The 21,688-nt window shown below is 36.7% G+C and carries 29 protein-coding genes; 10 read left to right on the forward strand and 19 right to left on the reverse strand.

The genetic code is table 11. The features are described from left to right. Positions 1–24 precede the first annotated feature (24 nt). The 17 genes from HHL23_RS09430 to HHL23_RS09510 all read right to left on the reverse strand — a co-directional run bounded on the left by HHL23_RS09430 (position 25) and on the right by HHL23_RS09510 (position 16,624). Positions 25–687 (reverse strand): DUF6808 domain-containing protein, encoded by a 663-nt coding sequence (locus HHL23_RS09430; protein WP_169234560.1) that lies wholly within the window; start codon positions 685–687, stop codon positions 25–27. Between the two features lie 29 nt (positions 688–716). Next, on the reverse strand, positions 717–1,034 hold the full coding sequence (locus HHL23_RS09435) for a hypothetical protein (RefSeq protein WP_169234561.1): 318 nt from the start codon (positions 1,032–1,034) through the stop codon (positions 717–719). Between the two features lie 30 nt (positions 1,035–1,064). Continuing rightward, positions 1,065–3,767, reverse strand: coding sequence for a phage tail protein (locus HHL23_RS09440; RefSeq protein ID WP_169234562.1), 2,703 nt, complete (start codon positions 3,765–3,767; stop codon positions 1,065–1,067). Between the two features lie 24 nt (positions 3,768–3,791). Then, positions 3,792–5,474, reverse strand: coding sequence for an SGNH/GDSL hydrolase family protein (locus tag HHL23_RS09445; protein WP_169234563.1), 1,683 nt, complete (start codon positions 5,472–5,474; stop codon positions 3,792–3,794). A 4-nt stretch (positions 5,475–5,478) separates the two neighbouring features. After that, positions 5,479–6,501, reverse strand: coding sequence for a hypothetical protein (locus HHL23_RS09450; protein ID WP_169234564.1), 1,023 nt, complete (start codon positions 6,499–6,501; stop codon positions 5,479–5,481). Then, positions 6,498–7,001, reverse strand: coding sequence for a hypothetical protein (locus tag HHL23_RS09455; RefSeq protein ID WP_169234565.1), 504 nt, complete (start codon positions 6,999–7,001; stop codon positions 6,498–6,500). The genes HHL23_RS09450 and HHL23_RS09455 overlap by 4 nt, the downstream gene beginning before the upstream one ends. After that, the gene (locus tag HHL23_RS09460) at positions 7,001–11,788 is read right to left on the reverse strand and encodes a tape measure protein (protein ID WP_169234566.1); all 4,788 of its coding nucleotides are present in this window, start codon (positions 11,786–11,788) and stop codon (positions 7,001–7,003) included. Before HHL23_RS09460 ends, HHL23_RS09455 begins: the two co-directional genes overlap by 1 nt. After that, the gene (locus HHL23_RS09465) at positions 11,788–11,982 is read right to left on the reverse strand and encodes a hypothetical protein (protein WP_169234567.1); all 195 of its coding nucleotides are present in this window, start codon (positions 11,980–11,982) and stop codon (positions 11,788–11,790) included. Before HHL23_RS09465 ends, HHL23_RS09460 begins: the two co-directional genes overlap by 1 nt. Before the next feature lie 17 nt (positions 11,983–11,999). Beyond that, positions 12,000–12,476, reverse strand: a complete 477-nt coding sequence (locus HHL23_RS09470; RefSeq protein WP_169234568.1) for a hypothetical protein — start codon at positions 12,474–12,476, stop codon at positions 12,000–12,002. A 65-nt stretch (positions 12,477–12,541) separates the two neighbouring features. Beyond that, positions 12,542–13,045 (reverse strand): hypothetical protein, encoded by a 504-nt coding sequence (locus HHL23_RS09475; protein ID WP_169234569.1) that lies wholly within the window; start codon positions 13,043–13,045, stop codon positions 12,542–12,544. Between the two features lie 14 nt (positions 13,046–13,059). Then, positions 13,060–13,467: a hypothetical protein gene (locus tag HHL23_RS09480; RefSeq protein ID WP_169234570.1), complete on the reverse strand. Its 408-nt coding sequence runs from the start codon at positions 13,465–13,467 to the stop codon at positions 13,060–13,062. Continuing rightward, on the reverse strand, positions 13,464–13,883 hold the full coding sequence (locus HHL23_RS09485) for a hypothetical protein (protein WP_169234571.1): 420 nt from the start codon (positions 13,881–13,883) through the stop codon (positions 13,464–13,466). Before HHL23_RS09485 ends, HHL23_RS09480 begins: the two co-directional genes overlap by 4 nt. Next, positions 13,874–14,203 (reverse strand): hypothetical protein, encoded by a 330-nt coding sequence (locus HHL23_RS09490; protein ID WP_169234572.1) that lies wholly within the window; start codon positions 14,201–14,203, stop codon positions 13,874–13,876. Before HHL23_RS09490 ends, HHL23_RS09485 begins: the two co-directional genes overlap by 10 nt. Further along, positions 14,194–14,514: a DUF6706 family protein gene (locus HHL23_RS09495; RefSeq protein WP_169234573.1), complete on the reverse strand. Its 321-nt coding sequence runs from the start codon at positions 14,512–14,514 to the stop codon at positions 14,194–14,196. The genes HHL23_RS09490 and HHL23_RS09495 overlap by 10 nt, the downstream gene beginning before the upstream one ends. Continuing rightward, positions 14,514–15,587: a major capsid protein gene (locus tag HHL23_RS09500; protein WP_169234574.1), complete on the reverse strand. Its 1,074-nt coding sequence runs from the start codon at positions 15,585–15,587 to the stop codon at positions 14,514–14,516. Before HHL23_RS09500 ends, HHL23_RS09495 begins: the two co-directional genes overlap by 1 nt. 15 nt (positions 15,588–15,602) lie before the next feature. Next, positions 15,603–15,971: a hypothetical protein gene (locus HHL23_RS09505; protein WP_169234575.1), complete on the reverse strand. Its 369-nt coding sequence runs from the start codon at positions 15,969–15,971 to the stop codon at positions 15,603–15,605. After that, positions 15,971–16,624 carry a hypothetical protein gene (locus tag HHL23_RS09510; protein ID WP_169234576.1) on the reverse strand — a complete coding sequence of 218 codons (654 nt, stop codon included), beginning with the start codon at positions 16,622–16,624 and terminating at the stop codon, positions 15,971–15,973. Before HHL23_RS09510 ends, HHL23_RS09505 begins: the two co-directional genes overlap by 1 nt. Positions 16,625–16,753: 129 nt before the next feature. Between HHL23_RS09510 and HHL23_RS09515 the strand changes: the two genes are divergently transcribed. The 8 genes from HHL23_RS09515 to HHL23_RS09550 all read left to right on the forward strand — a co-directional run bounded on the left by HHL23_RS09515 (position 16,754) and on the right by HHL23_RS09550 (position 19,528). Continuing rightward, on the forward strand, positions 16,754–17,068 hold the full coding sequence (locus HHL23_RS09515) for a hypothetical protein (RefSeq protein ID WP_169234577.1): 315 nt from the start codon (positions 16,754–16,756) through the stop codon (positions 17,066–17,068). Between the two features lie 53 nt (positions 17,069–17,121). Next, positions 17,122–17,346: a hypothetical protein gene (locus HHL23_RS09520; protein ID WP_169234578.1), complete on the forward strand. Its 225-nt coding sequence runs from the start codon at positions 17,122–17,124 to the stop codon at positions 17,344–17,346. 348 nt (positions 17,347–17,694) lie between these two features. Next, on the forward strand, positions 17,695–17,916 hold the full coding sequence (locus tag HHL23_RS09525; RefSeq protein WP_169234579.1) for a hypothetical protein: 222 nt from the start codon (positions 17,695–17,697) through the stop codon (positions 17,914–17,916). A gap of 9 nt (positions 17,917–17,925) precedes the next feature. Beyond that, positions 17,926–18,186, forward strand: coding sequence for a hypothetical protein (locus tag HHL23_RS09530; protein WP_169234580.1), 261 nt, complete (start codon positions 17,926–17,928; stop codon positions 18,184–18,186). Positions 18,187–18,226: 40 nt separating this feature from the next. Then, positions 18,227–18,424 carry a hypothetical protein gene (locus tag HHL23_RS09535; protein WP_169234581.1) on the forward strand — a complete coding sequence of 66 codons (198 nt, stop codon included), beginning with the start codon at positions 18,227–18,229 and terminating at the stop codon, positions 18,422–18,424. Further along, on the forward strand, positions 18,421–18,783 hold the full coding sequence (locus HHL23_RS09540) for a hypothetical protein (RefSeq protein ID WP_169234582.1): 363 nt from the start codon (positions 18,421–18,423) through the stop codon (positions 18,781–18,783). Before HHL23_RS09535 ends, HHL23_RS09540 begins: the two co-directional genes overlap by 4 nt. A 12-nt stretch (positions 18,784–18,795) precedes the next feature. Then, positions 18,796–19,098, forward strand: a complete 303-nt coding sequence (locus HHL23_RS09545; protein ID WP_169234583.1) for a hypothetical protein — start codon at positions 18,796–18,798, stop codon at positions 19,096–19,098. Between the two features lies 1 nt (position 19,099). Next, positions 19,100–19,528 (forward strand): hypothetical protein, encoded by a 429-nt coding sequence (locus HHL23_RS09550; RefSeq protein WP_169234584.1) that lies wholly within the window; start codon positions 19,100–19,102, stop codon positions 19,526–19,528. A gap of 336 nt (positions 19,529–19,864) precedes the next feature. Here the strand turns inward: HHL23_RS09550 and HHL23_RS09555 are convergent, their stop codons facing one another. Further along, positions 19,865–20,275 (reverse strand): hypothetical protein, encoded by a 411-nt coding sequence (locus HHL23_RS09555; protein WP_169234585.1) that lies wholly within the window; start codon positions 20,273–20,275, stop codon positions 19,865–19,867. 33 nt (positions 20,276–20,308) lie between these two features. Then, positions 20,309–20,452 carry a DUF1737 domain-containing protein gene (locus HHL23_RS22915; RefSeq protein WP_169234586.1) on the reverse strand — a complete coding sequence of 48 codons (144 nt, stop codon included), beginning with the start codon at positions 20,450–20,452 and terminating at the stop codon, positions 20,309–20,311. Between the two features lie 345 nt (positions 20,453–20,797). Here HHL23_RS22915 and HHL23_RS09565 point away from each other — a divergent pair, with 345 nt between their 5' ends. Both HHL23_RS09565 and HHL23_RS09570 read left to right on the forward strand, forming a co-directional pair. After that, positions 20,798–21,400 carry a hypothetical protein gene (locus tag HHL23_RS09565; RefSeq protein WP_169234587.1) on the forward strand — a complete coding sequence of 201 codons (603 nt, stop codon included), beginning with the start codon at positions 20,798–20,800 and terminating at the stop codon, positions 21,398–21,400. A gap of 35 nt (positions 21,401–21,435) precedes the next feature. Further along, a complete protein-coding gene (locus tag HHL23_RS09570; RefSeq protein WP_169234588.1) occupies positions 21,436–21,669 on the forward strand; it encodes a hypothetical protein in 234 nt (77 codons plus the stop codon). Positions 21,670–21,688 lie beyond the last annotated feature (19 nt).

Raw genomic sequence — 21,688 nt, forward strand, 5'->3', positions numbered from 1 at the left:
TTGTCAATTATTGATTTTAAACAGTCATAAACGGATTAAATTATAAGAAAGTCCTACGCCAAAACCGGGATAAAACTGATTTGCTGCCGGAACATAATAATACCCAGCCTGAATCCCAATCCCAAATCGTTTTGGTTTAACATCGATTCGCTTTTTGAAATGCTCCACCCCGTTTATTTTCATATTCTTATCCGGTGAGGAAATGTCAATGTAAGTATTTTCCTTCCCCAGAAGCCATTTACGGTCTTGATACTTCACGACATCTACAATAGCGTTGTACTTGTATTCCACCGTGCTATCTGCTGTATTTGAGACTATCTGCATGTATTTGTTTTCATAAAATACACGCGCCTTTTTATTGACATCCAGCTCTGTCTTGGTTGCTTTCAATTGTCCCTCCAGTGTAAATTTTGCCCGGGTCAATTCATCTATTTTTTCCTGAGCAATATTCAGAGCTGGCGCAAGCGTATCGCTCACATAAGTCATGTAATTCTTAGTGATGTAGTTTTTTACGACTTCTCCTTCCTTCTGCTCAAAATTTCCATGCGTTGTACTATCCTTGGGATTCACATACGTGTTGAGATAAATCGTGTCTATATTTTTTCCAGATTCTTCTACGATGCGATCGTCTTTACCTAAGGTAAACCATCCGCCGATCAGGTTCGCAACCAGTGCGACTATAATCAAAGCTAAAATTGCTATAACTGCTTTATTTTTCATTTTGCTTGTTTTAAAATTGTTTTCGCCTGCTCCTGTGTTTGGTTTCTTAGAGTACTGTCTGCAAGCTTCATTTCTTCGTTGTTTCGTTCTATAATTCCAGCTTTTATCAAGAGTTGGTAATTTAAATTATCATTTTTGCGTCTTTCTTCATTGTATAGAGTTTTATAATCTTCTTTTGATTCTTTACTACTATCCAGATTGATGAAGTATGTTATCCAAAACATTAGAAAGAATACAGCAGCGATGAAGGCCACTGGATTCTTTGCAATAAGACTTTGTATTTTTCCAATTTGATTTGTGTTTGGATTCGCCATTTCATTTTAGAGGGGTTTTTATTATAATTTTTAGATTGTATTTGTAATTATGCCATTAACTACAGAGAGAAATAGATCATTTCCGTCCACATCCTTTACTTTGATTGCACCATTACGCCCAATTTGTCCGGCTACACGGATTCCTCCATTCGGTATATCTAAGGCGATATTTCCTCCTGTCCCATTTTTAGCACTCAAGTATAAACTGGTATGAAAATATCCATCTGGTTTTTCGTTAACAATCATCACTGGTATGCCAACATCCGCTCCTGATATTTGAACGAGCTTTTTATCTCCTGAAGGAGAATAATCACCCGCCACAATCCAGCCTTTAGGTGTTTCTAATCCATTTGCGGTGATTGAGAAATATTTATTAGTAACAACACTTCCGAACGTTCCTGCATATGCGTTGATGGTTCCGGAAAAAGTGCCTGATGTAGCATTAATTACACCTTTTATATCTGCGTTTTCCGCAATTAACTTTCCATTATCAAGTACTTTAAAGGGCGCATCATCTTTATGGTCATAATCCGCACCTGCAGCAAACCTTATACTTTCATCACCAACATCGGTAATTCCGGAAATGAATGCATTTCTTTCGGTTCCGTCGCCAACCTCTATCCTTTCACTTGTTACTACTCCACCATCAATTGAAGTGAAGCCATCGGAGCCATTTAAAAAGGTGATTTTTGCAGTCACTCTTTTTTGATCAAGGTTTATCTGCATTTCATTATCCAGTGATGCTATTATTCCGGTTCTTATCAATCCTCCATTTATAGTTGTAGTTCCCACAGTTATAGAAAGAACACGCACGTTGTCAACAACTGAGTGAAGAATCCCTATTAAGAAATAATAATCATTTGCGTCTTCATCAAATAGCTTTTTATCTTGGGTAAAAACCATAGATGCTGTATTGTCAGTCTTTGAACATGCAGCATACACATAGCGATATTGATCATCCGAAATCGTTACAATATCTTCAGGAATATTCCAGGTCTTTTCAAATGTCTGAGAGTAAATAAGTCCTGCATTTACTTTGACCTTATTCTTATTGTTTTCAAACATGACAAAGAATACTACTGAACAGCTTATCTGCTGGCTTTTTGCTCCTACTGTCAACATATTTGTTTCAATAGAGTTCGGCCGGATGTTTTCCGGGTCAAAGAAGCCGTCAGTATCAAAAACAAGGTTCTGCAGTTCCTGTGTTGTCTTTAAACCTAGCTTTGAATAATTAATCTGACCAAGGTTGGTTATTGACATTACATTTTTAATCTCCTTGATATCCAGAATAAGTTGAGAGCTATAATTGATCTCGTATGAATCTGCAATTACAATCTTTGTCCGGAAAGGATTGTAATCTCCGCTTTGAATGAAGTCAGTTGTAATTTGATTCACCCTAAGCACTTTGTCAATTCCGAAAATTGGATCATAAACCTGAATATAATCGCCAATATCAAATCTTCCGAGTCCTATTTTTTCCATGTAGGCTGGATCTACTTCAAGATCATAAGAAACTTTTGCGTTTTTATGTAAATCGAATTGTTCAAGCCCTTTTACCAGAAGCTCATTCTCAGCATTGTCGATGTATACTTTCGGCATCACGATGTCCAAAATAACATACTCATCACCTACCGCTAATTGAAAAGCGGCTGATGTTTCATCTGGAAAACTCTGGCCCTGATCGTTTTTGAAAGGAATTATCTCAAAGGTCTTTGTCGCATGATTGTACCCTCCTTTTTTGATCTCGAATTCATAGCCGGCTAAATTTCCGGTATTAAAATGAACTTTAGCAGATGTTCCCGGAACCAAATATTTTGTAGTAACTCCATCAGCTTCCTTTTCGTTCAAATCAAAGTCCATGGTATTATCTGCGAACTTGAACTTTGTATCTCCTAAAACAGTAACCTTTCCTGTTCTATGCGGGTAAATATCATCAAAAGTGATTGAACCTTCTTTAAGTCCAAACGAAGCAATCGCTGCTGGATCTTCCAAATAGTCCGCGCCGGGTAGCTTTAGTTTAGTGCTGAAATTTCGATATTCATTCGGGATGTTCTCGGAACCTCCTGAAACATATAGGCGATTGATTATGTCGTTTTCGTCTACATTATTTCGTGACAGAGAATAAAGTCCTTTGCCTTTTCCGTACTCAAATTTAATCGGCACCTTTTTTCCGTAGTCTCCGGTATGAATTACAAACTTTCCGTTCTCAACTTTAATCCAGAAATCCGTTTTGAATTCATTACAGATTTTTTGAAGCGCAGAAAGACAGGTATCATCACCGAATGTCAGCGTTTTTGTTTCTCCATTAGTGAAATTTCCGACCTCCCAACCTGCAGAAAACCGTTCCATATTGTTTTTGAGGCAAATCAGAAATGTTTCAATGGTCCCAATAAGCGGAAAATCTGTATCTGTTTTAAATCCGGTGCCGTCTGCATTGAAAAATTTACAACGAAGAAGATCGAACATTAATCCCTGAGCGACTATATTATATTCGTATTCTGAATCGCTTTTTTTAGAATATGTTGGAAGTGAATTGATTCTATAAACTGAGCCAAACAAAACAAAGTAATCATTAATCCTAATTTCCAAAATATCTGAAGATGTCAGCTTGAACGAAACCGAATCATCAGAGAGTAAAACACGGTTAAGCGAAGCTGAATCCACAGAACGTTTCCCTCTTTCAATTAAATTGAAAAGAGGGCTGCCGTTCCTATATAGAGTTATGTTGTTCATTGTTAGATAAATTGCGTTTGAGAATTATATATAAACACTTTTCATCTTTTCCGTTACAATTTTTTCTAAAATCTTAACCGCACCCAATGTCGTGTCACTCCCAGGGTGGATGCCGTCTGGAATCTGTTTTCCGGCTCCAAAAACTGAAACTAATCCGTTGTTCACGAATTGTGACTTCTCATGAACATAAAGTCTTTCAATATCCCATTTATCAGCGATCACTTTTACCACATCGTTAACGGGCTTATAATACCCCGTGGTTGTGTTGCTATCATTAGAAAAATGTGATAAGATTAACACCCTAGCCGTTGGCTTTGATTGAAACAGCTTTTGTAACACAAAATTATATGCCCCATAGAATGTATTAACATCTATAGAATTCGTTGTAGGTAATGTTGTAAAGTCAGAAACATCTTCTTGCAAATCATTAACGCCAAAATCAAAAACCCATAAGTTCGGCTCATTTGCTGTACCAATTAAATTCAACATACTAGCCTGATAATTTACAACAGCGCTCGTATTTGTAAATGCTAAAGCGTCACGCCCTCCGCTCATCGAGCTTCCATTTGCCTTCTTAGCCCTAATAGTACCATTTGGGACACAATAATTCTGAATTGTACCACCTAAATTTATAACAGCTCTATTCGCGTAAGAATACACATCCTTATTGCCATCATTTGGGTAGCCTGCGGGTATTGAAGTTCCGTACCAAGCTACTTTTTTATTTTTTAAGACTTGATTGACACTTTCAATTGTTGCTATGTCTTTTCCATCTAATTGGGCCCCTGCTGAAAGTCTATCAGCAACCAACACTTTTCCTGTAACCGCTATTATTTCATTGCCTTCATATGTAACATCTCCAAAAGGCACAAAGTTTAATTCAGTAATACCATCCGATTGCAATCCTGTACCTTGAACTAACATCATATTAGGAGGAATACTTCCTTCTGAAGACGATTTGCATGTATAATAAATGCCATAACAATTAGAAGGTGTAGTAAAGCTAAATCTCACATTTGGATTACCAGTAGTACCAACCTTAACTCCACCTACTTTAACTTTTGAAGCATCTGTGAATTGCATATTTTTCCCACCTAATCCATACTTTAGCCAAGTATATTGTGTATTAGGTGAAACAGGAATCCATCCAGACATCTTGAAACCCGTTAATCCTGTAGTTATCACCCAGGTTGTATCATAGATAGCGGTGTCATTTTGAATGGTAGGATCAACTATATTAAATAAATTTTGGCTTGGCAGTGTTCCTCCTTGAGCTAGTTCAAAAAGTTCTGTTTCTGTTGGTATTTTACTTTCTGATCTTGACCATGCTGTGCCTTTTTTGTAGAACATTGTCAAATAACCGCTTTTAGCCCTAAGATTTCCTAAGTTAGGATATATTGTCCCCCAATCTACTGTACTATTTGGATCAGTCGGTTTATCATCTTCCGAAGATATTTCAGGCTTATAAGAGCCGTCCTCTGTAGGTGCTGGCGTGCTTGGCGAAACCGTTCCCTTGAAGTCTGACTCAACCAAATTTTGAATATCTAATAACTTCTGATCAACCTCATCCATTTTATCATCAATTCGAATTTTGTCATAGGTATTGCCTATTACAGTTCCCTTATCAATTGTTGCAATATTTTCAGGCGGCACCATGTCATTCACTATAACTGTTACCTGATTATTATTTCCGTTTATTACTCCCATTGTTTTATATTTTATTCCAAAGTACTTCTGCTGGTGTATCGAGGCTTTTTAAGTCTTCGATATTACCCGCTATGATTATTATTTTTTCTTTTCCTGTCATGTCCTGCCATTCTCCCAGGACTTCTGCTGTTTCGATTCTGGGATTTTCAAAGGTGATTCCCGGGACTTCGTTTCCTGCTGAGTCTAAAACTTTAAATATGAACTTGCCGTAATCGTTGAAATTTAACTGCTCAATTACGGAAAGGGTGTTTTTGCCTGTTTTTCCATTGTAAATGGCACTTACTGCGATAGCTTCATATGTCCCTGATGCGGTCCTTCCAATCACATACAAGACAATATTTTTTGGCGATGTGAGAATTGCTGTTACTGAGAATTCATAGATGTTATTTTCAGTAGGGATAGTATACGCCTCGTAGTAAGTGTTGTTTACGCCACTTGCTGCAATCAGTGATATCCCGGAACCTTGATAAGACGGTTGTGAATACGTTTTCGTAAAGCTTACATTTCCGCGGCCTATCTGCTTAGTACCATCACCCATGAATATTTCCGTTTCCGAATCAATTTCATACGAAAGACTGAACTGATCAAGCATTGTTCGCAATACTTTTTTGATCGGATTAGGTTCAATCATTTTTACTGAGAACACACCGAACATTTCACCATTCCTGAAGGTCTTTTCAGGGATAATCTCATCTTTTACATAAACTTCGTAAGCAAGCGTTTTACCTCCAAAAGGCTTAATATGTAATCTCTGTGTGCCGGGTTTTGAGAATTCTTCAATAATAAAATCTTTAAAATTCCCGAATAATGATTCCCAATTATCACCTCTTATGAAACATTTCAATTCAAGCTGCCTTTCTTTAAATTTTGGTTTTCTTAGATCCGGTGATGAACCGTGATACTCAGCCCAATCATATGTAGTAATGTCTTTTCTTTCAAGTTTTCCGACAAGATTATTGTACTCCGAAACATAAACTTCGAAGTCTTTAAAATTCTTACCGTTCAATGAAACCTTTACTTCACTCATTTTTTGAAACTTGATTTGTGAATTCTTACATCACCTGAATATTTTATATTGCTGTTTCCGTAGCTGAAAACATCTACTCTACTATTTTCAACTGCTTCGATTTCAACCTCAGCATTATCCAGAATATTGATGATAACAATTGCATTATCTGAAGCTGTGATTTTTGCTTTTACATTGTGGCGCAAAATCAACACTGATACATATTGTTTTTTTGCAAAACCAACGAAGTTTAATTTCACATCTGAATCCCCAAAAAATGCCATTTTGCTGCTGACATTCGGCATCCCAATGTAATCGGCAAACAATCCGTGTATTTCTGTTTTTCCCTTGAAATTTCGCAGGGTTTCGATGTTGGGAAAATCATTCTCCATTGACCAGTCGTCACCATCAAAGTACATCTGACAAAGATTCTTCAAAGACAGGTCGTTCTTCATCTTCTCCTGCCATGGCTTGCACAGATTTATATCTGTTGCCAGCTTTAGTATTTCTTTCGTTTCCATTATGGTATTCCGGCTAACCCCGGTTTGATTTTAGAGTTCATTTCAGCGAGATCCTTTCTCATCTGATGAAGATTTCGTGTGTTGACCTCGATTTGGGATAGTAGTGCTGTTTGAGCATTTGACAAAATCTGATTTCCCTGCATTATTTTCAGAACAGCCACGATGTTTATACGGACAGCGTTGAATTGGCCTTCAAGAGCTCCGGCCGTTTTCTCAGTGATACCCTTGATATCTCCCTTCAATCCCTGAGCATTTTCTGAGGCAGCCCCAAACAAATCCTGGTATTGTTGTAAAGCCGCTGTATACTGATTCATTGCATCAGTTCCAAGAGCTTTAATTTTATCTCGCTCCTCTTGTGTTAATCCATCATAAGAACCGGACACAGCATTTGCCGCAATTTGTTGTTGAAGAATCTTTATTTGCTCAAGTAAATCTGCTTTTATTGAGTTTAGCGAAACTGCTGATATAGTATTTGCGCTAAGAAGCTTTTTATCAATTAATGCCACTTGATCTTGAAAAGCTTTTAATTGATTAGCCTGTTGAGTTGTGGCTCCTCCTGTACCGCCAAAACCCATCGATGAATAAAGACTATCAACCATATTCTTAACAGCCGGCTCCAGAATTTTAATTCTCAAAGCATTTGCTACAGCATTTCTCATCACGTCATCTACAACCTTCTCAAAAGAAGCGGCCGCATTTTCACCCTTTCCGAAAGCATCTATCAAAGCATCTGCTATTTTCTTTGAGAAATCTTTAAATTCGATTGTCGTGACGCTCGTTTGAAAGTCATCGATTAACTGTTGAATCTGAAGATTAATATCGTTGATCTGTTGTGTAAATCCTGCAATTTTCTCTTGATCTGCTTTTTTCTTAGCGCTTTCTTTTGATCTCATTTCTTGAAGGATTCTTTGTTGTTCCTTTAAATTTGAAATGAGATCACGTTGCATTGCCAACTGCCCTTCGCCGGCAGTTTTTTCAATTATCATCTGCAATTCTTCGTATGCAAACTTTAAATCGTCAACAGCCCTTTTCCAAGCTCGTATACTCTTTTCTTTTCTTCCATCACCAGCCGTCGATAGCATTTTGATAACTCCAACAACCATTTGGATAATACCACCTACCATTTGCTGCATATTTCCAGTGAAATAGCCAACAATAGCGTTGATCAGACCTTCAATCGTTTGAGTTAAATCTTTTGCGAACTTTTCGAAAGGACCTCCTTTGTCCCCTATCCCTAAAGCTTCTGATAATTCTTTGGCTGCTTCTGTTGCCATTCTAACATAAACCGCGACCTCATCAACATTATCTCTTAATCTTTGGAAATCAGCCTGAGTCGCTGTTCCTTCTTTAATTTTCTTTCTTAGTTCCTTAAAGTTTGCGATTAATCTGGTGATGGGATTTGAGCCTGTTGAAAAAGTCTTCAATTCTTCCAGTTTTTTCCTAAAGCCTTCAATCTCAGCAATTGGAGCGTCAAGTTTTATCAACTGAGAAATCTGAGCCTCTAAAACGGGTATTAATTGTGATATTTCTTTTTTTGTAAGAGAATCTATATCACTAAATGCTTTTTCCCATAATTTTGTTTTCTTGAAAACATTTAAAAAAGCATCTGAATATTCTTTTGCTTCTTCTTTTGCTGCGGTGTCAAGAAGTCTTATTCTTTCGTCATCAGAAAAGGTTGAGTTCTCCCCTATCTTCTTACGGATGTCATTGTATTTTTGCTCGATTGTTGATTTCTTGGATTCAAATGTTTCCTGCTCTTTTATGAAGTCATTATATAAGTCTTTCTGAGATTGTAGTACGTCTCTTTTTCGCTGTTCTAAGTATGATTTTTCTTGAAGAAATAAATTACTATTTGACCCCTCTTTGTTGAAAGCTTCATCCTGAGCTTTTTCCAAATAACCCAACTGATCAACTAGTGACGGTATTGATTTCACTGCATTATCAATTCCCCGTTTAAAATTCTCCAAAGGGGTTTCTTGTCCATTTAAACTATTGATTTTATCCTGGATGAATACCAGATTGTTTTTGTCTTTTTCTGATAAAATATCTCCTACTGCTTGCTTGTCTAGTAGTGCTTGCTGTATCTTTTCTAAATACTGAAGGTAACTTTGTGATCCTTTGAACAAATCTTTATACTGAGCATCAGCGGTTGCCTTGCCATAGAATTCAGACATTTTATAGAAATTATTCCATTGTCTTTCGGATTCATCGATTCGCTCTTGGAAGTTTTTATATTGAAGCGATTTTTGCTTATCTTCAAGCGCTTCTTTCCTTTTACCAGCTTCTTCCAGACTTACTAGTTCACCTGTTAGGTAAGGATTTCCTTTTTTATCTTTGTCGCTTCCATATTTATCCAGCTTACGAATCTTCACCATACCCTTTTCAACCTGTGCCATTGCTTCATCGAGCAATTGGATCTGTTGTTGAATTTGTTTTGGAGAACCAACAGGGAATATTTCCGCTAATTGTCTTTCTTCTTTAGGCTTTTTCTTTTTTACTCCGTATGAGTCAATTTTTGCCTGAATTCTATCACGGACTTTAATCCATTTGTTTATTTCAGCATCTGATCCTGCTTTTTGAATAGCCTCATTGGCTGCTTTCAGTTCCTCATTTAAACCCTCGAGAATTCCTAACTTCACCTTGGGTCCCTCAGCTTCTATAGTAGTTCCGGACAGATCAAGGCCGTCCTTAACCGCCTTTTCAACATCTCCTTTATAGTCAGCAAGTGTTTTGTCAATGGCTTTTAGTTCTTTTTCTTTTGCCCCCTGAAATCCTTTCTCGAAATAATTTGCATCAAATGGATTAAGAGTCGCACTCGCTCTTTCTAAAAATGTTTCGTCAGCAATATCTTCTTTGAGTTTCTTCCTTTGTTCCTCTAATTTTGCAATCTCCTGAACTTTAAGCATTACTTCTGCCTGTCTATAAAGACTTTTAGTGTATGCCTTAATTGCTGCGTCGGCGTGTCCGGTTTTTATCGCTTCAATGGTAAGTCCTTCAATACGGTTATTCGTAAGAGAGTTGACCTGTGCTAAAATCTTTTTCGCTTCATCATATGAAGTTGATTGCTTTTTTATGACAGCAATCAATGAATTTAACTTTGTGATTTGTTCATTTACTCCTACGTTGGTCTGAGAAAGCTCTTCTTTGAATTTGTTTTGTATTTCCTGAAGTGCAGTAAGAGCTGTAGCATGTTTATAAATAGCATAAGTCATCCCTGCTATTAATACTGCGGCTAAGGCGTATGGATTGGCAAGTATGGTTCTGTTTAACAATGCCTGAGCTTCGGCTCCTATCCTAGTCGCTAAAGTCTGTAAATTTTGAAGGAATGTTAATCTGGTTGTTGCGATTGCGTTTGCGTTTTTGGCAGCAACCTGTGCTACTTCCGCTGCCGTCGCTGCTGTTTTTTCCGCAACTCCCACGGCTTGTGCTGTGTTTTCTAATTGCTGTTTAGCAGCGTTAAATTCAGTAGCTGCTGCAAGTGCTCGTTTCCTAGCAATTGAAGCCGTTTCCTGAGTAGCGATAACCGCATTTTGAGCTGTTGTTACTCTTTTTTGAGCGATCTCTATATGTCTTGCTGTTCCGGTTGCCTGAATTGAAGACAATTCCATTCTAGCATAAGCTAATTGAACTCGTGCTTCTTGTGCTTTTGCTGTTGCAGCAATTCCAGACTGTATTGCCGATTGTTTTTTTACTGCTAAACTCGAAACCTCAACCTGTAAAGCTGCGTATTTAGCTCTTGTACTTGCTAATTCAGCGGCAGTATCCCTTGCTGTGGCTTCCGTCTGTCTTTGGGTCACCATTGCCCTTCCCAGCTTCATTTTGTCTGAAATACCCAGCAGGGCTATTTCGGAAGCAATCGTCTTATTGTAAGTTGTGGAAATAACGCTTGTAGCAATAACAGCTGCTTTATAGATTCCATATGCCGCAACCAGTTCTAAAAGTATTTCTGCAACTTCTCTATAGTTCTCAATAAGGTATGTTAAACTCTCTATTGACCCATATAGAAATCCTTCGCTACTTTGACCTATTTTATTAAGCATCTGGTCCCATGCATCGCCTAAATTCGCAACTTGTCCGGAAAGTGATTTTGATTGCTTTTCCATAAGATTGAAAAACATTCCTCCTTCATTTGTCATTGCAAAAAGAACATCTTGAACGTCTTTGAATCCAATTTTACCGGCAGAAACCATTTCCGTGATTTCTGAAGTAGTTTTCCCAAATTTCTTAGCCAATTCAGCAACCATTGGAATTCCCGCCTCCGTGAACTGGCGGAGGTCATCACCCATTAATTTACCTTTTGCTTTTACTTGACCGTATACAAGGTTAATTCTACTCAATGGAACTCCAAGCCCAGCAGCGATATTCCCCATTCTGGTCAAAACATCAACAACTTGATTCGCTGGTATCTGAAACGCTAATAATTGTTTTGCGCCTGCAGAAACATCTTGTAGTGAAAATGGAGTTTTTGCAGCCAGATCTACCATTTGCCCCATTAAGACACGCGCTTTTTCACCACTTCCTAACATAGTAGAGAAGGCAATCTCAGTCTTTTGAAATTCTCCACGAACACTAATAAGTTCCATAGCGAAACCTTGAAGGGCTGACACAGAGAAATATCCAGCAATACCTACAGAAAGATTTTTGAATGCAGAGTCCATTTGCTGGGTCTGCTGAACAGTCGTATTGGTCAATCCTACAATATCTCTACGCATAGAGTCAACGTCTCTACGCCATTGTTGCAAGTCTATTCCTGCTCCAAAATATAAGGCTCCTTGACTGGTATTCATTATTTAAATAATTGTTGTAGAAAATCTTCTGAGGTTTGCTCAGAAAGATTTATGACAGGTTTTTTCTTTTCTTTTTTCTCTTCTTCACTTTCGTAGCTTGGTGCATCAATAAGCATTCGCTGTACAATACGCCAGTCTACTTCCCAAAGCAGGTAGTCTAATGTCCATCCGAAGTGGTGGCAGATCTGCCCCATAACTCCGTAGATTGTTTTTAGACCGTTTTCTCTATCGGTATCGCTTTGGTCGGTCGATTCCCGTTCATTAATACCGTAGAGTTTAGAAAATTTTTGTAATCTGAATTTTGCAATAACCGCAGTGCGAATTCTGATAATTCAGCAGAATTAATAGAATTCAGTAAATGTTTTTTTATGATTGGCTTATAAATAAAACTCATGATTCTAACCCATTTAGGAAATTCAGTTTCAATTGCTATGTAGACTGCATCTACAAGTAATTTAGCATTGTCGCTAACAGATTTATACTGAGCCGCTATCATTACTGAAGGATCTTGACTAAAGATTTCCGCTTCATCAATTTTTATTTTTATAAAAACCCGAGAAAGTTTCAGCATTTTTCCGAGCGTCATTTTCCCAGTGTTCCATTTCTTGATTTTGCCAAAAAGAATCGTTTCGAATTCATAGCCCTTTCCGGATAAAATATTCAGTTCTTCTTGCTCTTGATTTTCCATGTAATTTTTATTGAAAAAAAGCCTACCTAATCAGATAGGCTTTTCTATTTAGTTTTAGAATTCTGTTATACTCTGAAAGTGGTGATTGCTGGTTCATCTGCTTTTGTTGGCTGTAGTACCGTTCCGGTTACGTCAACACCCAGCAATGCGCCTCTACCAATTTCCGAAGAGAATTTTGCGGTAATCTTTGCACGAGGAATATTTAACCCCATCCCCTTTTTTGGAGTGAATTTGATAGAACGTTCAATAGAAACTGGAGTAATTGGCCAACTATAAACTGCCGTTGCGCCTGTACCAGTTTTGCTTCCTCCAAATACTTTCACTAAAGTATCTTCGTCCGGATCAGCAACCTTAAAGGCAACAGCAATTTTCCCGGCTTTAGATTCGATCCATAATGGAGTATCTATTTCTTCTACATTGAATTCTGTTTCAGTCGGATCATCCATGTTTAACTGTGCTGATCCCTCTTCTGTGTAACCTAATGGTGCAAGGGTCGTCCCCATCCCACCGTCAACTGCAATTGCTCCAATTGCGATCTCAGCTACTCCTATATTTATAAGTCCTGCCATTGTTTGTATTTTTGTTAGTTATATGCTTTTAAATTGATTCTGAAATTGATGTAAGTAGCTTTTTCTTCTACTTCCTCAAATGTTGAGTGATTAACTACTGTAAGATTGAATCCCGGTCGAAATATGTTTTCAAGAATTGGATAAACAGCCTTGCTTATTTCAAGCATTCGATTATTATTCGGCATGTACTGCGTGATTCCATTAAGTAACACCGAAAGCATAGGCACATAGAAATTGACATTAAAAACTCCATCTTGTAGAAAAGAGTTATCCATTGATACAGAATTGATCACACAATCTTCTTTTGTACTTCCTGATGGCCTTTTGTCCTTGTAAATATTTCCATTGATAACCGATTTGATATTTCCCTGTGAAAGCAGCTCAAAAATCCATTGCTTGCCTTCTAAAACCGTCTTTTTCATTTAAGCTGTTTTAATAGATTTGGAACCATTGTTTTAGCCATCTGTTCTGCACTTGTCAGAACATTTACTCCTCTACTTTCCACCTGCGAAGCGTATTTCATCCCCGCAACTACGACTAAGGCTATAGCTGGCTGTTGAGAAGCTAATGTTTGGGCTAATGATTTACCCTTGCTAACACCTTCACTTGCACCAGAGAAATTCTCTTCAGCTATTCGCCCATTGAGAATGATTGCGTATCCAACCGAGGCCCGGAGATTTCCGGTTACATCTCGATATGATCCAGCGGTTCTAGCCTCATTAATGGCTGATTCCGCGCAGTATCGTAGAATACGTAAGGCTTTATCCTCAATCTCTTTTTGAGCGTCTAAAAAGCGCTTATTGATAGCTGTTGCGTCACCTTTAAATGTCAGACCCATAATCTTGCGTGTAGTTGTTCTTTCTTGAATAGCTTGTTATCACCTTCAAGTCGGACGTTCCCATCTTTGTCGGTTACTTTTATCCTTGCGCCTAGAGCCACTTTTGGACTGGATTTAGGAAGGTAAATGACTGCGCCAAAAACGTAGATCTCACCATCAGTGGTTACAATCCGGTTTCCGCCTCCATTTCCTTCGTCTCTACACTTAGAAACTGTCACCCACTCCGCTATTCCAGGAATCCAGCTACCATTCGCTTCATTGTAGACGTCTTCTGCCTTCTGAAACACATTCAGCGTGTAAGGAAATTGCCTTATCCCCATTTTGAAGTGATGTCTGTTATTGTATTGTCAGATAGTAAATCAGGCTTTCCGAGTCTTCTCGCTAACATTGAGTAATATTTCAGAAGGGCGGCTTTATCATAAGAGATAGAATAACCACCCTCAGAAATACTAGAAGGCATAGAAATGATGTCGGGGAATATGTTGTAAAAGAAAGTATCAAGGCTTATGTCATTCGTTATGGTATCGGATGGATCAAGGTTTACGCGTGCTAATTCAGCAGCAACCATTCCGTCGGAGTACTCAACCGACCAGTTAGAAAATTTTTCTTGTATGTATCCCCCGATAGTCATTATGCCAATTTCGTTTTCAGAATTAATCGTTTTTTAACACTGTTTAGCACAGGCGTAGCGAACGCCATCCCCTTTGTAAGAACTGACAGAGGCGCAGCCTTTGCGATCGTAGAAACCAAAATGAATTCGTTAGTCGTAATCTTTGAAGTCTCGTTCAAGTCCATTGAAGCTTCCGGAGAAATTGTGTACTGAGTATTTCCGAAAGTTGCTGTTCCGGATAAATGGATATTTCCTAAAATCCAACCGCTTTTAGCTGTCAATGTACCATCCTTAGCCTCGTCATTTACGTAACTTTCCCAGATTTCGATTGTTGGCAAATTCTGAGCTGATAAAGCTGAGTTTATTTGCGCTACAGTAGGCGTTTGAGCCAATCCTAGAACATTTTGAGCGAAAGAGGCCGTGAACTTTACAACTTTTTCTGATGCAGCAAACTGGTTAAATGTTGCTAAATCCATGACTTGACGTAGGTAGCGATAACCAGTTGCAAGAGCTTGCTTTTGCACTAGCTGTAACTGCTTAATAGGGTCAAATGTTGCAGCATTCGCAGGATCGAACCAGTCTACAGTTGCATTTTGAACCGTAACACCAAAATCAATCTTCACTCCGTTAGAAGCTTCATACCATCCTTGCGAAAGCAAAGATTTAGACATGAATTCCATAGACGCATTTACTGAATCTGTAACGAAGATCGCATCATCATAAATCTTATTAATAAGTTGTACTTTGATGTTTGCGTTTTTAGGATTCAAGGCAACTGAATTTCTCAAATCATTCAATCTGAAGAAATCTCTTTCGGTTTTCTTTCTACCTACTTCAACCTTTGGAATTTCTCCTTTAATTGCTTCGGTATTCTCTCTACCTTTCAGAATAACATCTGAATCAAGAGCAACGATTGGAGCAATAACTTTTGCACCTGTTTCTCCTTCCAGATTTCCGAAGGTAAGCCCTGTTTTAAACTCGGAAGGAAAGAACTCTTTGAAACGTAAATCACCCAATGGGTTCGCTTCAAGTAAAGCTCCTAAATCAGCTTCTCTGTATTCAGGTATAATACTTTGTAATAATGTATCTGCCATTGTTTTTGTAATTTTTTAGTAGAATGTGATTTTTGGAAGTGCAGCTTTAAGCAAAGCAATACCGGTTTTTTCTTTGTCAGGCAGAGCGTCAATTCTCGCTGTTCCGTCAGTAACCACTGATGAAAGTGTGAAATCTTCAATCGCAATATCTTGAAGCACAAGACCGATTGCTGTTGCAAGTAATGGAGCTGTCAAAGCCACATTTAAAACCTTCCAACCACTACTCCCATTGGAAACAATCACGGTTCCGGCAGGCAGGACATTATTTGTAAACCTTAGCTTTGCATCTGTATTTTCTACATTTACTCCGCCAGGATAAGTGGCTAAAACAGAGTCGAAAACAACCTTCTGTCTGCTACCTGTGAATTTTTTTATATTATTCATTAGTTTTGGCTTTTTTTGGAATCAATTAACGCTTGAACTTCAGGTGAAACCGCTCCCTCTTTTACTTCTGTACCGAACAATGAAGGCTTTGCCATATTTCCTAATGCCGAATTAGCTGACATTTGCGCAAACACATCTGATTTCTCTTTGTATTCTTTTGCAATGGCATCTATTTCTTCATCGCTTTGGAAACTTCTCTCAAACGTTGGAAGCGTTTTTAAGTAGTCATCAGACACTTCTAGTTCTTTAAGTTTTGATTGGAATTTTTCTGCATTGGTTTGCTGTGCTTTTTCCGCTTGGATGCCTGAAATCAACTCGTTTTGTTTGTCGATTTTATCATTCAGAGCTTTTACCCAAGCTGGTTCCGCTTCGCCCGTTGGTTTATCGGTAGGCTTGTCTTCTGGCTTATCCTCAGGTTTATCTGGGGTTTTGCCTTTTTCCAATTCCTCTATTTTTTTAGCCAACGTTCGGTTTTGATCAGCGAATGATTGGAATATTGCCAAATCATCCTCTACCCCTGCTACTGCGTTTTCAATTTCGTCCTCTGCTTTGACCGCTTTTTCAATTTGCTTTGCTTTAGCTTTCAAAATAGTTTCACTTAACCCGAAGTCTTTGTATTTCGTTTTAAGCTGTTGTAGGATTTTTTCAAACATTACTTGAATTGTTATTTGTTAATTATTGAATTCAAAAATACTTTCAATACTATTGCATAACAATATGTAATTATGTAATTTAGTAACATTATATAAAGTATTACTTTAATAAGCTGTTTTAATTACGTTATGAATGAATTACTAAATAAAAGAATGGCAGATATGACGCTCCGGGATGTAATGGAAGCGTCTCATTTGGTAGAATTATCGAAGTCGATTTCTCTCACTTTGGATGAATTCTGTAAGATTATAGGGAAACCGAGAAGGCGTGTTTATTCATTGATTGATAATAAACTTTTGCCTGAGGAATTATTAATCGGCGGATTCGCCAGTAGAAAACAGAAAACTAAATTAATGTTCCACACTCAAAAAGTATTGGAATGGCTGAAAGTGCAGATGAAAACGGAAAACACAGCCGGTGAGTTTTACAAAAACAATTTTTGAACATTTACACTCATAAAGTAATTGAGTGGCTTAAACAATAAAGGATATGAATTATGTGCAATATAATAGTAATTAATAACGGAGAAATAGAAATTGAGACGCCTCAAGACTTTATAGATTATTTCAAAGAAGATCCTATCAAAGATGATATGTATTCTGAAATTTCATTAGACTGTTGTTTATGTCAAATAGATGTAGAAGCAAGTTTGAAAAAATTAAGTATAGATTACACTTGGGAAGGTATGGATTACAACATAACTACTAATTCATCAAAATAAAATACTCATGACTATAAATAAATTAACACGTCTAAATGAAAAGATATATAATCTTAACTACGTCAATGTTTGGGGAATTTATAAAGAAATAAAGGTTTATAAACATGTTTTTAGATGGAAAAAGTTAGATACAGGCAAAGACCTTTCTTTTAATATAAGTAGCTCACTCGAAGTGATGTCTGATAACTTATGTATTAATGAATCAATATTCTCTAAAAATTAACAATGACACTAGAACAAATAAAAGCCAATTGGACGGTAACAGATGCCCTGGTATATAAATCCCTGAAATAAAATTAAAGTCCTTGGAAGAGGCGAAAACAAAAGTAATAGCGAAAAATTAAAAGCATGACAGAAGAAATTTTAAACAAACAGTTATCTGAAATTCCAGATGAAACACTTATCGAAAAATCAAGAGAGATTTTAAAAGATTGGTGTAATGGTGGTAAAAAATTCACAATGAGTGTTCCACCTACAAAAAATTGTCCTGATTTGCTTATTGCTGAACTGATTGAAAGGTTCAAAAGGTATTCAGACCACAACGGACAAAATAAACCTTATAACGCATAAGTTTAGATTATGGCAAATTTTAATTTTTACAACTTCCTAACTGAAAACGGTTACGAAAAAGATACAATCCGTGACGCAAGTGGAATTACTTTCTGCACCAACTACCAGAAAGAACTATCCGAGAACATTTGGAACTCCTTAACGGTTCATAAGGACAAAACTATTACCGGAGCATCACCGAAAAACGGAATAGTATTTAAACAGATTCCTCAGCCGGAAACAATTGAAGACGCAAATCTTCTTTTACAGAAAATTGAAGATTATGAGTAGTGTAATTGTTATTCAAAAAGAAACTTTAAGTGGATGTCCAATGATTTGGGAGGGAACTATTGACGACAAACCGATGTACATTCGATATCGCTGGGGTTTTCTGTCATTAAATATTAATGATGCAGCAGTGAGACATGAAAGAATAGGCGATAACTTAGACGGCGTATTACCTGTACAGGATGCCATTGAAAGCCTAAAATCTCTTGGATATGAGGTCATAAACGAAATAAGACGATGAAGAAAAAGACAATTAAAATTCCTATTTTCTTCGGTGACTTTATGATATTGCTGGATCAGGACCCGGAAGACTGGAAAAACGTGAATGGCATTTACCAGCATCGTATGAATTGGGACAGGCCAGCAGATAAGCAAGATGAGGCTTTTGTTTTCGATTATAAACAAAACGGATACTCAAAGTATGTTGTATGCTTTAAAAACAAACCTAAAAGCAGTGTTATTGCTCATGAATCCGTCCACTTGGTAAATAGGTTATTTAAGGATCGAGGATTGCAATTAGATACTGAAAACGACGAAACTCAGGCTTATCTCACAGGATGGTTTGTTGAGCAAATAGAGAATTTCTTTAAAATAACTTAAATTTGAATTGAAATGAATGAATATGAACTTAATGGAAGGCTTATGGAGATTTCATTAGCTTTGGATTGCGACTTTATGGATTTAATCAAGGTAAAAGAGCAGATTAAAAAAAACGGGATTCATCCTGACGACATTATGCGCTTAAAACATTTAGGATTTCCGGGTAAAATTGAAAACTTTGAAAAAGCAGTATTTGATTTTAGCGAAAAAATTGGAATAATTTCAACTCACAAAATAAATTCTATCGGATATAAAATTAAAGACCTTTCAGATAAAATAAAATTAGAGGAATTAAAACGATCTCAAAAAAATTAATATGGAAGCAAACGAATTACGAATAGGAAATTACATTCAGTTACATAGAAATCCGACTGATAAATTCATGAGTGTTCATAGTATAAAGTCTATCTTTTTCTATAATAAAGAATCTGGATACTATTACTCAAAATTAGACGATGATTTTGAAGTTAATTTAGATTCTGACGTTGAGCCTGTTAAATTAACAGAAGATTGGCTGCTTAAATTTGGTTTTGATCAAATGAAAGAATCGACCACGTACGAATGGAAAGACGGGGATTATAGAAGTGTGCAAGTAGACCTAAAATCAAATGAAGCAGAAATTTATCTATGTGGATATGATTCTGTTATGTCTTCTCAATGCTTTCCAGTAGATCATATCCAATATGTACACGAATTCCAAAACCTTTTCTTCGCACTTAAAGGAAAAGAATTAACTTTGAAATAAAACAAAAATAAAGCCCCAATTAAGGGGCTGTCTTTACTTTGGAAGTATCTCTACATTTTTGAATCTTTGATCCACTAAGTCTTCTTTCCAATCCCTAAGGCTTTTCCATCTGCATTTCATTCTACTACAACAATAATTTGGCAGATCGAATCCAAAATGGCTATAATAATCACTGTCTGTGTTGAAAAATATTTTCATTTTTCCTCTTACTCTCTTGACAATTGCGGGGTATACCTTGCCCCTTATTAGGAATTCCATATTATTTACTAACAAATTTGAATGTTAGATTACAAACATACGACTGAAGACCTCTTTTTGATGGTTTGCTCGGAAAGCCTATAAAACCTGCAAATACTTCCTAAAACTTCCATTATAAGCTAAAGCAGGATCTTGCAATATCTGATTTCGCCAGTAAACAAAATTCTCAGCTTTGTATTCTGTATCGTTTTCTCTAGCAATTGGTTCTTTTAGGTAAATAAGGAGATTAACAAATCCGTTTGAAAGATCCGGAAATTGCACTGGGTCTACTTGCTTGAATAACCGTTCTATTCTATGAGATAGTTTATGAAACAGATGGGAAAGGTAGTTATCATTGTAGAAGTGAAAGCAGTAATACCGGAGATCCTCGATTTCCTCACCAAAAATAACATTCTCACAGTATTCCATAAATTGAGGCGTGAGAGCTATAAAGTGTAGCTCCATTTCGTGGGTGAGGCGGTCGTATTCTGTGTATTCTTTTGAGGTCATATGATAATCCCCGCTTTTTAGCGGGGTGATTTATTATTTGTCCTTAAAGATGCTTTGATAAAACTTATTATCATGTACAAATAAATTTCCATGCAGTTTCCATCCTTGTTTTAAATGAAAACTAACATCTCCGGCTAGCCCATTAGGTGAGTGATGCTCTAAAATTTTGTATTCCATATTTTAATTTTTTTGTTTACCGAATATACAAAAGAATAATCACTCAATAGTTAATTCATTGATACTTCCGTAAAGTGATTGCAAGGCTTTTAAAGCACTCAATGAATCTTTCTTAGTGAATGTTCGATTTGCCGTTTTATTCAGCTTATTCGTAAGATATAGAGGTGCAGTCTTATTGTTTGGGAACATGATTTTTGCCACCTCTGATATATTAACCGCTTTATTAGTTTTCAAGTATTCCTCTACTGTCATAAGGCAAAGATAAAATAAATTTTAAATAAGTACATGTTTTTATGTAATTGTACATAATATTATGTACTTTTGTAATTAGAAATTAAAAGCATTATGAGTAGAGAACAAAAATTTATGATAGGCGACTTAGTAAAATTTAATATTGTGACAGATGATTCTGGATGGGCTACCGATAAATTCGGTGTTGAACCACAACTAGATGGGTGGGTAACTGAAGTTTATACAGAAGAATTGTTTGGAGAGATTGTAAGAAGAAATACAATTGAAGTGATTCAGAGTAATGGCAATCGTTCTGGTAGGTTCTATAAAATACAGAATGGCATTATTCACACTGAATCAACTGAGCTCAGAAATATTAGGGATACAGGCATGTCACTTCAAGATATTTTCGAGGGATCAGAACTTAAAACTGTCAAAGATTTTCAAACCATCACCAAAGTACATTTAATAGAATTAAGTAGTAAATGGGAATTTTATTCTTGCTTGCATGAGCAGCCTAAACACTCGAATAAAGTAAGCGTTTGGGAAAAACAGCACATTGGTAGAATGTTGAAAGATTACGCTTATTTTGATGGTGTTTGGAAAGATTTTAAAACAAATGAACCAATAGAACATTTTACCGAAAATCACGAATGGCAAGTAACCAAAAGAAGAATTTTTATTGATGGTCAAATCTTTATTCAAGAAAATATTTAGTCTTCCATTCTAACCCAGAACTAATAAAATAAATTATGAAAATCACATTAACAATTGAGCAACTTCAAGATTTATTAAATCAGCAAAAAACACAATGCAAGTTTGAGTTTGAAGGGCTATGGAGAAATTCAGATATTAGAAAAGAATTAATGCTACTTGACCCTGAGGAAAAGATTTTAAACAGTATGCATGAAGTAAGGGATAAGATTGTATTAGCTGAATTCCCTGATGATTTTAAAGTATTACTTAAATACAATGTTCAAGATTAAAAAATCCTACTCATGTTTA

The sequence above is a fragment of the Chryseobacterium antibioticum genome, from assembly GCF_012927325.1.
Lineage (GTDB): Bacteria > Bacteroidota > Bacteroidia > Flavobacteriales > Weeksellaceae > Chryseobacterium > Chryseobacterium antibioticum.